The organism is Thalassobacillus cyri, assembly GCF_900107755.1.
Taxonomy (GTDB): Bacteria; Bacillota; Bacilli; order Bacillales; family Halobacillaceae; genus Thalassobacillus; species Thalassobacillus cyri.
Map to the genome: position 1 here is coordinate 46,527 of NZ_FNQR01000017.1, position 12,346 is coordinate 58,872.

Sequence of the window (12,346 nt, forward strand, 5' to 3'; positions counted from 1 at the left end):
TTATCAAACAGCTGAGCAGTAAAGCTCAGCTGTTTTTTGATGTGTCCGCAATTATTATTTTCTCCGTTATCAGAGTTTTCACGCGTTCATCATTTTCTGGGCAATTTGTCAAATCTCCCGCTAATATCTTTTTGGCCATTGGCTTCCATAGGTTTGCTTTTTGAGTTTAGGGAAATAATCCATTGTATAAGACAATTTTGCAACGAAAGGATGATGGTATTGTTAGAGAAACGAACCGGTACGGTAATGACCGAGATGTTATTAGAATGGGGTATAAACCATGTTTACGGCATGCCTGGAGATTCGATCAATGAACTGATCGACGATCTTAGAAAGCAGGAAGAGAACTTGAAATTCATACAGGTTCGTCATGAAGAAGTGGGGGCTCTTGCAGCAGCTTCCTATGCAAAGCTCACCGGGAAGATTGGTGTATGTATGTCTATCGCAGGTCCCGGAGCAATCCACCTGATGAATGGGCTGTATGACGCCAAAGCGGACAGAGCTCCTGTACTGGCGATTGTAGGACAGGTGCAAAGCGAAGAAATCGGGACGGATGCCTTTCAGGAAATTAATTTAGAGCGTATGTTTGATGATGTCGCAGTCTTCAACAAACGCGCAGCAACCGAAGCACAGCTTCCTGATCTGTTGAATCAAGCAATCCGCGAGGCTTATGTAAATAAAGGGGTTTCTGTACTGATTGTGCCGGATGACCTATTCGCGAAAAAGTTCAAAAATGAAAGCAGACTGACATCCCAAGGCTATTACCGGCCCGAAGTCTTCCCTTCAGAAAAATCATTGAAAGAAGCAAGGTCACTTCTGGATGGTGCGAAAAAGCCTATTATTTTAGCAGGAAAAGGTGTGAAGAACGCGAGTGAGGAGCTGGTGTCGTTTGCCGAACATATCAAAGCACCAATCATTCTCAGCTTGTTAGCAAAAGGGGTCATCCCGGATCAGCATCCACTTTGCCTTGGACAGCACGGACAAATCGGCACAAAGCCAGCTTATCACGCGATGATGGACGCGGATTTAATTGTTTTGATCGGTACGCAGTTCCCATACCGCGATTTTCTCCCTGATGGGGTAAGGGCGATTCAAATTGATAATAAGCCTGAACATCTCGGTAAAATGTATCCAGTTGAGGTAGGGTTGGCAGGTGATGCAAAGGAAACACTGGCTTATCTGACTGCCCATATGAGTGAAAAGAAGGATGATTCTTTTTTAAAAGAGTATCAAGGAAAAATGAAAGAATGGCATACCAAGCTGCTTGAAGAAAAAAAGCTGGAACAAAATCCAATGCACGCCCCGCAGGTTATGTACCATCTGGAACAAGTGATGGAGAAGAACGCGGTCATCTCCTGCGATGTAGGAAATGTAACGGTATGGGTGACACGATTTTTACCCTTATTACAACAGGACTTCATCATATCCGGCTGGCTGGCTACCATGGGGAGCGGCCTGCCAGGAGCTATTGCCGCTCAGCTTGCGTACCCAGACAGGCGATTGCCATATGCGGGGATGGAGGCTTTACTATGGTATCCCAGGACTTTGTAACCGCTGTAAAATATGAACTGCCAGTTAAAGTGGTTATCTTGAACAACAAATCCATCGGTATGATTAAATATGAACAGCAGCAAATGGGGCACCAGACGTATCAAACAGATCTTGGAGAAATGGATTTTGCCAAGTTTGCGGAAGCATGCGGAGGAGAAGGATACCGCGTGGAAAAGTATGAAGAACTGGAAAGCAGCATGAGACGAGCCTTTGCCAGCGACAAACCCGCCATCATTGACGTTGTCATTAAAGAACAGGCACCATTACCAGGTCATATCAATTACACCCAGGCTGTCAATTACAGCAAATTTTTGATAAAAGAATTCTTCGACAGTGGAAAAATCGAGCTGCCTGATATGAAAAAAGCCATCGACCGTCTATTCTGACGATATCGTAACGCTGTACGGATAAAGTTAGGGCAGAAGTTTTTACCGCTGGGGCAGAACATGGTGAATTAGGGAGGAACAGTTAGGGTAGAACATGATGGCGTTAAGATAGAACATGTCTACGCTAGGGAAGAAGTTCAGCTGGCTGAATCAAATGAAAAAGGAGCCCAGCACATAAAGCTGGCTCCTTTTCTGTAACAAGTAATAAAGCCCGGACAGTTAAGTCCGGGCTTTTTCATTATACCTCCATGATGATCGGAAGGATCATCGGACGGCGTTTGGTTTTGTCGAATAAGAACGGTGCGATGGTATCCGTGATTTCATTTTTTATCTCGGACCATTGAGTCGTACGACGTTCCATTACTTTTTCCACATGATTAGAGACAAGCTTCTGAGCTTCTTTGATAAGATCCTCGGATTCACGCATATAGACGAAACCGCGTGAAATGATGTCTGGTCCGGAAGCAATCTTGAACTCCTTCATATTAATGCTTACGACCACGATAACCAGCCCTTCTTCAGAAAGAATCCGGCGGTCACGCAATACGATATTTCCGATGTCCCCGATACCACTTCCATCCACGTAGACGGAGCCGGATGGAATCTTGCCGGCGATCATGGCATTGTCTTTACCGAGTGCAAGGACATCACCATTATCCATAACGAAGCAATCACTTGGATCCAGATTGCATTGCTGAGCCAATTTCGTATGTTCTTTCAACATACGGTATTCACCGTGGATTGGCATGAAGTATTTCGGCTGAATCAGACGAAGCATCAATTTCATTTCTTCCTGACTGCCATGGCCGGAAGTATGGATATCATTCAATGGGCCGTGAATAACATCTGCTCCGTTACGGTAAAGCATATTGATTGTTTTAGATACACTAAGCGTGTTCCCAGGGATTGGGGAAGACGAGAACACGACCGTATCTCCAGGCATGATTTGAATTTGACGGTGTGTACCGTTGGCAATACGGGATAGAGCTGCCATTGGCTCCCCTTGGGAACCGGTACACAGAATCATCACTTCATGTGCTGGAAGACGGTTGATTTGGTGGGCATCAATGAAAGTATCCTTAGGAGCCTGGATATAGCCAAGCTCTTGCCCGATACGGATGGACGATTCCATGCTGCGCCCAAAAACGGCAACTTTACGGTTATGCTTAACCGCTGCTTCTACCGCTTGCTGCAAACGGTAGATATTCGAAGCGAATGTCGCAAAAATCACACGTCCGTTAACACGGCCGAAAATATCCTGGATGCTTTGTCCGACGACACTCTCAGACTTTGTAAAACCTGGGACTTCACTATTCGTACTATCCGATAATAATGCTAAAACGCCTTCTTTTCCGATTTCAGCCATTTTTGCTAGGTCAGCTGGCTCTCCAACGGGGGTGAAATCAAATTTGAAATCACCTGTATGCACAATGTTCCCTGGAGGAGTTTTGACTACTACTCCGAAAGAATCCGGGATACTGTGCGTTGTCCGGAAAAAGGATACAGATGTTTTGCGGAATTTGATGACATCGTCTTCCTGAATGATGTTCAACTTTGCATTACGCAATAATCCATGTTCATCTAATTTATTTTTGATTAGTCCGATCGCTAATTTTCCAGCATAAATTGGCACATTGATTTCACGTAGAAGATAAGGAATGCCGCCAATATGGTCTTCATGTCCGTGGGTGATGATAAGACCTTTGATTTTATCCTGGTTTTGTACTAAATAGGTATAATCAGGAATGACATAGTCGATTCCAAGCAATTCATCTTCCGGGAATTTGATACCCGCATCAATCAGAATGATTTCATCCTGGAATTGGACTCCGTATGTGTTTTTCCCGATTTCACCTAATCCGCCCAGTGCAAAAACAGCGGTTTGATCGTTTTTAACAAACTTCATGATCAGCTGTTCTCCACTTTGAAATCATCTTTAGTTTGTTGTTCATAATTCAGGTGGTCCTCATCTAACACCTGAATATATTCAATATTGATCCCACGATCGGACAGTTGTTCACGTACTTTTCTTTCTGTTTCTGCTTCCACGTACATTGATTTTGTACGTTCTCGAACAGGAACTTCGTCTGGAAGTTCCTGGTATAAAACTTTATATACCATTTTCTAATATCTCTCCTAACTAGTAGTAATTTCCACATTCTTGTCCTAGCAACAATGATAGCATGTTTTTTTATCGGATGGTATTTCTAATCGATTACTGTTTCTGCTCCTAAATCGTAGGAGAAGACCGTCTCAGGCTAATGTTTTCCGCTTCCAAAAATCTTTCCAACGTTTCTTGAGCTTTCTTCTTAAGCGCTTCAGCATAGCACTCATCTCCTTTCAAGGTGATGAAGAAAACAAGCAAAACGTTCAACCGACCCAATCCCGTTACTAATAGTATAATACGGTTTGATGAATAATGAAACAAAGAACTATTGATATAAAGGATTTATTATCCATCAGAGCCCAATATTGGGGCTTTCGAAAGCTTTAGTTGCTTATAGTTTTTCCCTTCTCATCTTGTTTCAGTCATGCTATTGTGTATTCATTGATGAAAAATGAGAAATGCAGAGAGAATAGCTCGCAACAGCAGGAGGATGAAATACATGAATAAAAAAATTGCCTTTTTTGATATCGACGGCACCTTACTTGATCACCATAAACAGCTGCCCAAAGAAACGGTGCTGGCCATCAAGCGGCTGCAAGAAGAGGGAGTATACTGCGCTATTGCAACAGGCCGTGCTCCATTCATGTTTGAAGATATCAGAAAAAAGCTAGGGATAGAATCCTTCGTCAGTTTCAATGGACAATATGTCGTTTTCGAAGGGGAAGTTATCTATGAAAACCCGCTTGCTACTGAAGAATTGACGACATTGGTCGAGCATGCTAAACGAACAGGCCACCCAATGGTCTTCATGAACCACGAAGAGATGAAAGCGACTGAACCAGATCACGAGCATATTTCTGAGAGTATGGGATCCCTGCACTTCGAATACCCAGATATTGATGATGCATTTTATGAGGATAAAAATATTTATCAATCCTTGCTATTCTGTGAAGGGGATGAAATCGAAGAATATAGTGGAGAACATGAGTCTTTTGATTTTATCCGCTGGCATCCAAAAGCCTGTGACGTGCTGCCAGGAGGAGGTTCCAAAGCAGAAGGAATCAAGAAGGTGATAGAAGCCGCAGGACTGCGCATCGAAGATTCCTATGGATTCGGTGACGGACCTAATGATAAAGAAATGATGCAAGTGGTCGGTACAGCAGTAGCAATGGGAAACTCCATCCCGGAGCTTAAATCACTTGCCGATTATGTCACCGATGACGTTGACGAAGGCGGATTAGTCAAAGCAATTCAGGAAGTCGGCCTTCTGAAAAACTAAACACCTATATAAAAAGCTTAGAGTCCCATAGTTACTCTAAGCTTTTTTGTTACTTATTATTTTGTTATTCATTTAAATGAGGGTGCTGTTTCTTAATGATCCAGCGGCTTGGCATTTTCCGGTTCTTTGAATGGATTATCGGGATCGATATGATCGTAAAACATTACCCCATTCAGATGATCGATTTCATGCTGGAAGACAATGGCTGCGAAGTCCCGAAGGCGTAACTTCACTTCATTTCCTTCCAGGTCAGTTGCCTTGATAGTAACACGGGCATAGCGCGGGACATAGCCTGGGACTTCCCGGTCAACAGAAAGGCAGCCTTCTCCACTGGTTAGATAGGCTTTTTCTACTGAATGACTGACGATTCTTGGATTGAATAACCCATAACTATATAACTTTTCATTGAAGTCAGTAAAATGGACAGCAAGCATGCGCTTGGACAATCCGATTTGAGGAGCTGCCAATCCTACGCCAGGCCGGAGGTTATATCGGTCGCAAATTTGCTCATCCTGGCTGTTTTTTAAATATTGCAGCATTTCTTCTAACGTTTCTTTATTTTCTTCGGACGGGGGGAGGTCAACTTCGCTCGCAACCTCTCTCAGGATTGGATCCCCTTCGCGGATAATATCCTTCATAGTAATCATTCCAAAGTCCACCCTTTCTCTCTATCTTCGAATATCTTCATTTAGTTTAACATAGATAACATTGGAAAGGTTAAATGATGATACAGTCGGCTATTTAGGATTGGATAAAATATCCTTCCAATTTAAAATCATTTATTATACTATTAAAACTATGATGAAAGTATGGATTTATCCATACCCCTTAAGGAGGAAGTTTCGTGTCATTGAGAAAGCTATACATACCATTAACCCTCATCTTAGTAGTGTTGGCAGCGTGTAATAATGGTCCAGCCCCGGAAGAACAGATTTATGAACACTTGGAAAAAGCCGTATCATTAGAGGAAGAGTTCCGTAAACAACAACAGCCGATCGTAGAGTTGGAACGTAAAGAGCAGGAATTGTATAACAAAATCATCAACCTCAGTATGGAAGAGTTTGATCAAATTAAAGAATACTCTAAAGAGGCAGCTGATTTAGTGGAAGAGCGTCAGCAAAAGATCGAGCTGGAGAAAGAAAGTATCGATGCTGCTAAAGAGGAGTTTGATAAAATCGAACCCTTGATCGACGATTTAGATGAAGAAGAACAGGCGGAAGCCATAGAGAAAGCAAAGGTTCTTGTTAAAACGATGAACAATCGCTATGATGCATATCAGCAACTATATGAAGATTATCAGGCAGCCATTGCGCTTGATAAAGAATTATATCAATTATTACAGAAAGAAGATTTAGAAGAAGAAACGTTACAGAAGCACATCGAAAAGATCAATGATAGTTATGATAAGGTGATTAAGTCGAACGAAACTTTCAATAAGTATACCGAAGAATATAATCAACAGAAAAAAGCATTCTATGAAGCGACAGACTTGAATGTCGAATATAGTGAAGATGAAAAAGACGTTTCCGGCTCAGAATCCAATGAACCCAAGAAAGAAGAGAATGCGGAGAACGACGAACAAAATAGTGAAGAATAAAAAGACCGCCCACGGCGGTTTTTTTTATTCTTAAAGAAAGTTTAAGCTAAGTTTTTCTTTGTCTTTCTGAATGATACAGCTAATAGGAAAATCTGAAACAGGGGGGGGGACGGTGCAAACAGCTCTCCATCCTGTTTCACCCATGTTTTGTAAGCTGTTTTTCTAAAAGGCTAATTTAATTTAATACAAACTGTTTGACGTTCCCTAGTTACATGAGCTAAACTACATACAGAACATTTCATTGTACCAATTGTTTTTGTGTTCTTATTGTAACAGTTTCCGTTGTATAAGGCTTATGATTAATATAAATGGCTTAAGGGTAAAAGAATAAGAGCAAATCGGTACAGGTTTTTGCAGCTTTTGGGAAAGCTAAGGAAAGTAACCATTTTTTTAATAGGAAGGAAGAGGTGAATCAGTTTGAAACGCTCACTTGAAAACATTGAAAATCAGTTCGAAATGTTTCAAATTCTGAATGAAAAAGGCGAAATAGTAAACGAAGATGCGATGCCTGAACTTTCAGACGATGATTTGAAAGAGATTATGCGTCGGATGGTTTACACACGTATTTTAGACCAACGTTCGATTGCCTTGAATCGTCAAGGCCGTTTGGGATTCTATGCTCCAACAGCAGGACAGGAAGCTTCCCAGCTAGGAAGCCATTTTGCACTTGAAAAAGAAGACTTCATTTTACCAGGGTATCGTGATGTACCACAATTGATCTGGCATGGTCTTCCATTGTACCAGGCATTTCTTTTCTCACGTGGTCATTTCCATGGTAACCAAATGCCAGAAGGTGTGAATGCTGTCAGCCCGCAAATCATCATTGGAGCACAGATCACACAAGCAGCTGGTGTTGGAATCGGAATGAAGAAACGTGGTAAAGACGCTATTGCTATTACTTACACTGGAGATGGCGGTGCCTCTCAGGGTGATTTCTACGAAGGAATCAACTTTGCTGGTGCATTCAACGCTCAAGCAGTATTCGTTGTCCAAAACAACCGTTATGCGATTTCCGTACCAGTCGAAAAGCAATCTGCAGCACAAACAATTGCACAAAAAGCAGTTGCTGCCGGTATCGAAGGAGTCCAGGTGGATGGTATGGACGTATTAGCTGTTTATGCTGCTACAAAAGATGCGCGTGAACGTGCTATCAACGGTGAAGGTCCGACATTGATCGAGACACTTACTTACCGCTATGGTCCACATACAATGGCCGGGGATGATCCGACACGTTACCGTACAGAAGAAACTGACAACGAATGGGAAGCGAAAGACCCGATTGTCCGTTTCCGTACGTTCCTTGAAAATAAAGACTTATGGTCTGAAGAAGAAGAAAATGAAGTGATTGAACAGGCGAAAGAAGATGTCAAAGCTGCGATCAAGAAAGCGGACGAGCAGCCAAAACAGAAAGTCACTGAACTTATGGACATCATGTATGAAGAACTTCCTGCCAGCCTGAAAGAGCAAAGGGAAGAATACGAGGCAAAGGAGTCGAAGTAAACCATGGCACAAATGACAATGATCCAAGCCATCACTGATGCGATGCGCACAGAATTAAAAAATGATGAAAATGTGCTAGTCTTCGGTGAAGACGTCGGCCAAAACGGCGGTGTTTTCCGAGCAACTGAAGGCTTACAAAAAGAATTCGGTGAAGATCGTGTATTTGACACACCACTAGCTGAATCCGGAATCGGCGGCATGTCAATTGGACTTGCTCTTCAAGGATTCCGTCCAGTACCTGAAATTCAGTTCTTCGGTTTCGTTTTTGAAACGATGGATGCGATTAGCGGACAAATGGCCCGTTACCGTTACCGTTCCGGTGGTACTCGCACTATGCCGATTACCGTTCGTTCTCCATTCGGCGGCGGTGTACACACGCCAGAACTTCACGCGGATAGCCTGGAAGGGTTGATGGCACAGCAGCCAGGCCTAAAGGTAGTCATTCCTTCTAATCCTTACGATGCGAAAGGATTATTAATCCAATCCATTCGTGATAACGATCCGGTTATTTTCCTTGAACACATGAAACTTTATCGTTCTTTCCGTGAAGAAGTTCCTGAAGAGGAATATGCCATCGAGCTAGGGAAAGCGGAAGTGAAACGTGAAGGTAAGGATGTAACATTGATAGCATACGGTGCAATGGTCCACACGGCATTGAAAGCTGCTGACGAACTGGGAGAAAACGGCGTATCAGCGGAAGTAATCGACTTGCGTACTGTAGCTCCAATCGATTATGAAACGATTGTAGAATCTGTCAAAAAGACAAATCGTGCTGTCGTACTTCAGGAAGCGCAGAAGCAAGCAGGTATTGCTGCGCATGTCGTATCAGAAATCCAGGAAAAAGCGATCCTGTATCTGGAAGCGCCGGTACTACGCGTAGCAGCTCCAGATACGGTTTACCCATTCTCTCAAGCGGAAACAGTATGGCTTCCAAACCATAATGACGTTGTAGAGAAAGTCAATAAAGTAATGAACTTTTAATTGAAACCTAGAAAAGGGAGGCAATATTCGTGGCTTTCGAATTTAAACTGCCGGATATCGGCGAAGGCATCCATGAAGGTGAAATTGCAAAGTGGTTTGTCAAACCTGGTGACGAAGTAAAAGAAGACGATGTACTTTGTGAAGTACAAAATGATAAAGCAGTAGTAGAGATTCCATCACCTGTGGAAGGAACGGTTAAAGAGGTACTGGTTGATGAAGGTACCACTACTACTGTCGGCACAACCATCATTACATTCGACGCAGAAGGCTATGAGTCTGACGATAGCGGAGACGATAAGCAAGAAGAAGCACCAAAAGAAGAAAAACAAGAAGAAACAAAATCAGAAGAACCGGCTGCAGAAGATAAAGGTGCATCTAAAGAAGAAGCTCCAGCTGCAGACGATGAGGAAGTAGATGAAAGCAAGCGTGTCATCGCTATGCCGTCTGTCCGTAAGCATGCCCGCGACAATGATGTAGATATCCGTAAAGTCCAAGGGTCTGGAAAAAATGGCCGCGTGACTAAAGAAGATGTCGATGCATACTTAAGCGGCGATCAGAAACCGGCAGCTGATGCTGGTGAAGCAAAAGAAGAAGAAGCACAAGATCAGCAAGCTGCTGCTTCTACAGAAAAACAACAGCCTGTACTGGAAGGACAATATCCAGAAACACGTGAGAAGATGAGCGGTATCCGTAAAGCAATCGCTAAAGCGATGGTCAATTCCAAGCATACTGCACCACATGTAACCTTGATGGACGAAGTAGATGTTACAGAACTTGTTGCTCATCGTAAGAAGTTCAAAGCAGTTGCCGCCGAACAGGATATTAAGCTGACATATCTGCCATATGTCGCAAAGGCTTTAGTATCAGCACTAAGAAAATATCCTGCACTAAATACGCAAGTTGATGATGAAACGGATGAAATTATTCAGAAACACTACTATAATATTGGTATCGCAGCAGATACTGACAAAGGATTGCTTGTACCAGTCGTAAAAGACGCTGATCGCAAATCCATTTTCGCTATTTCAAGTGAAATCAATGAACTTGCTGTGAAAGCTCGTGACGGTAAACTATCATCTGAAGACATGAAGGGTGGTTCTACTACAATCACCAATATCGGTTCAGCAGGTGGACAATGGTTCACTCCGGTCATCAATCATCCGGAAGTAGCTATCCTTGGTATCGGACGTATTGCTGAAAAACCAGTCGTACGTGATGGTGAAATTGTAGTCGCTCCAGTTCTTGCAGTATCACTAAGTTTTGACCACCGTATTATTGATGGTGCGACAGCTCAACTTGCAATGAACCACATCAAGCGTTTACTGAACGATCCACAACTAATTATGATGGAGGCGTAAAGTATGGTAGTAGGAGATTTCCCAATTGAACTTGATACGTTAGTAGTAGGTGCGGGTCCTGGTGGCTATGTAGCTGCCATCCGTGCCGCACAAACGGGTCAAAAGGTAACAATCGTAGACAAAGGAGTTCTTGGCGGGGTGTGCCTGAACGTAGGGTGTATCCCCTCTAAAGCCCTGATTCAGGCTGGCCACCGTTTTGCACATGCAAAAGGCGCCGACGATATGGGTATCAAATCTGAAAACACGACCGTCGATTTTTCCAAAGTACAGGAATGGAAAGGAAAAGTCGTTGATAAATTGACTGGCGGCGTGGAAGGGTTATTGAAAGGTAACGAAGTGGACATCGTAAAAGGTGAAGTTTACTTTGTAGACAAAAACACCGTCCGTGTCATGGATGACAAGAACTCTCAGACTTACACGTTCAATAACTGCATTATTGCAACAGGATCCAGCCCGATTGAACTTCCTAACTTCAAGTATTCTGAGCGTGTACTAGACTCTACTGGCGCATTGAACTTGAAAGAAATCCCTAAAAAGATGGTTGTCATAGGTGGAGGCTATATCGGCACTGAGCTTGGTACAGCTTACGCTGACTTCGATACAGAAGTAACCATCCTGGAAGGAACGAAAGACATTCTTGGCGGTTTTGAAAAGCAAATGACTCAGCTTGTTAAAAAACGTCTCAAGAAAAAAGGTGTCGACGTTGTCACCAACGCTATGGCCCAAGGTGTTGAAGAGACTAAAGATGGTGTGAAAGTCACTTATGAAGTAAAAGGTGAAGAGAAGACCATCGAAGCAGACTACCTGCTTGTCACTGTCGGCCGTAAGCCAAATACCGAAGAACTTGGTCTTGAGCAAGTTGGTGTTGAGATGGATGATAAAGGTCTGATTAAAATCGATAAACAGTGCCGTACAAATGTGGACAACATTTTTGCTATCGGTGACATCGTGGAAGGACCTCCACTAGCTCATAAAGCTTCCTATGAAGGTAAAATTGCAGCAGAAGTCATTGCTGGTGAAAAATCAGAAATCGACTACCTTGGCATCCCAATGGTCGTATTCTCTGATCCGGAACTTGCTTCTGTCGGTTACACGGAAAAAGAAGCAAAAGAAGCTGGCTATGATGTCAAGGCTTCTAAGTTCCCATTCGCAGCTAATGGCCGTGCACTTTCTTTGAATGATACAGATGGCTTTGTCAAAATGGTCACACGTAAAGATGACGGGCTTGTCATCGGTGCTCAAGTTGCCGGTGCGAATGCCAGCGACATGATTGCTGAATTAGGATTGGCTATCGAAACTGGTATGACAGCGGAAGACCTTGCATTAACCATTCATGCACACCCATCTCTAGGTGAAATTACGATGGAAACAGCAGAAGTTGCACTAGGAACTCCAATTCACATTAAATAATTATGATTCAAAAAATCCTGAACCATTGCGGTTCAGGATTTTTTTATTTCCTATTAAAAGGGCGCTGTTAAACTGGTAGTTGCTTTTTCATAAGAGGACTCCTCAATTATAGGGCCGAATTGTGGAAGACTCAGTTTCAAGATAGAGGGGCTTCTTTAACAAAATAGTGTCAGGGGT

General features: G+C 43.0%; 9 protein-coding genes and 1 pseudogene. 7 read left to right on the top strand and 3 right to left on the bottom strand.

The annotated features are described in order from the left end of the window. Positions 1-219: 219 nt before the first annotated feature. A pseudogene (locus tag BLV00_RS17095) lies at positions 220-1,937 on the top strand (pyruvate oxidase). 238 nt (positions 1,938-2,175) lie between these two features. Here BLV00_RS17095 and rnjA read toward each other — a convergent pair. Next, a complete protein-coding gene (gene rnjA, locus BLV00_RS17100; RefSeq protein WP_093046179.1) occupies positions 2,176-3,843 on the bottom strand; it encodes a ribonuclease J1 in 1,668 nt (555 codons plus the stop codon). 2 nt (positions 3,844-3,845) lie between these two features. Then, a complete protein-coding gene (locus BLV00_RS17105) occupies positions 3,846-4,058 on the bottom strand; it encodes a DNA-dependent RNA polymerase subunit epsilon (RefSeq protein ID WP_093046180.1) in 213 nt (70 codons plus the stop codon). A 485-nt stretch (positions 4,059-4,543) separates the two neighbouring features. On the opposite strand from BLV00_RS17105, the gene BLV00_RS17110 reads away from it, so the two are divergent. Beyond that, a complete protein-coding gene (locus BLV00_RS17110; RefSeq protein ID WP_093046181.1) occupies positions 4,544-5,323 on the top strand; it encodes a Cof-type HAD-IIB family hydrolase in 780 nt (259 codons plus the stop codon). A gap of 92 nt (positions 5,324-5,415) precedes the next feature. On the opposite strand, the gene def is transcribed toward BLV00_RS17110, so the two are convergent. Further along, a complete protein-coding gene (gene def, locus BLV00_RS17115; protein WP_093046182.1) occupies positions 5,416-5,970 on the bottom strand; it encodes a peptide deformylase in 555 nt (184 codons plus the stop codon). 197 nt (positions 5,971-6,167) lie between these two features. Here def and BLV00_RS17120 point away from each other — a divergent pair, with 197 nt between their 5' ends. From BLV00_RS17120 to lpdA, 5 genes are all read left to right on the top strand, one after another. Continuing rightward, positions 6,168-6,920, top strand: coding sequence for a YkyA family protein (locus BLV00_RS17120; RefSeq protein ID WP_093046183.1), 753 nt, complete (start codon positions 6,168-6,170; stop codon positions 6,918-6,920). A 417-nt stretch (positions 6,921-7,337) separates the two neighbouring features. Then, positions 7,338-8,420: a pyruvate dehydrogenase (acetyl-transferring) E1 component subunit alpha gene (gene pdhA / locus BLV00_RS17125; protein WP_093046184.1), complete on the top strand. Its 1,083-nt coding sequence runs from the start codon at positions 7,338-7,340 to the stop codon at positions 8,418-8,420. Between the two features lie 3 nt (positions 8,421-8,423). Further along, positions 8,424-9,401, top strand: coding sequence for an alpha-ketoacid dehydrogenase subunit beta (locus BLV00_RS17130; RefSeq protein WP_093046185.1), 978 nt, complete (start codon positions 8,424-8,426; stop codon positions 9,399-9,401). 29 nt (positions 9,402-9,430) lie between these two features. Next, positions 9,431-10,759, top strand: a complete 1,329-nt coding sequence (locus BLV00_RS17135) for a dihydrolipoamide acetyltransferase family protein (RefSeq protein WP_093046186.1) — start codon at positions 9,431-9,433, stop codon at positions 10,757-10,759. A gap of 3 nt (positions 10,760-10,762) precedes the next feature. Then, positions 10,763-12,169, top strand: a complete 1,407-nt coding sequence (gene lpdA, locus BLV00_RS17140) for a dihydrolipoyl dehydrogenase (protein ID WP_093046187.1) — start codon at positions 10,763-10,765, stop codon at positions 12,167-12,169. The last annotated feature ends 177 nt before the right edge of the window (positions 12,170-12,346 follow it).

What these genes read in the sequence shown, in the direction of transcription:
- rnjA (WP_093046179.1), bottom strand. Translation starts at nt 3,843, where the DNA reads ATGAAGTTTGTTAAAAACGATCAAACCGCTGTTTTTGCACTGGGCGGA.
- BLV00_RS17105 (WP_093046180.1), bottom strand. Translation starts at nt 4,058, where the DNA reads ATGGTATATAAAGTTTTATACCAGGAACTTCCAGACGAAGTTCCTGTT.
- BLV00_RS17110 (WP_093046181.1), top strand. Translation starts at nt 4,544, where the DNA reads ATGAATAAAAAAATTGCCTTTTTTGATATCGACGGCACCTTACTTGAT.
- def (WP_093046182.1), bottom strand. Translation starts at nt 5,970, where the DNA reads ATGATTACTATGAAGGATATTATCCGCGAAGGGGATCCAATCCTGAGA.
- BLV00_RS17130 (WP_093046185.1), top strand. Translation starts at nt 8,424, where the DNA reads ATGGCACAAATGACAATGATCCAAGCCATCACTGATGCGATGCGCACA.
- lpdA (WP_093046187.1), top strand. Translation starts at nt 10,763, where the DNA reads ATGGTAGTAGGAGATTTCCCAATTGAACTTGATACGTTAGTAGTAGGT.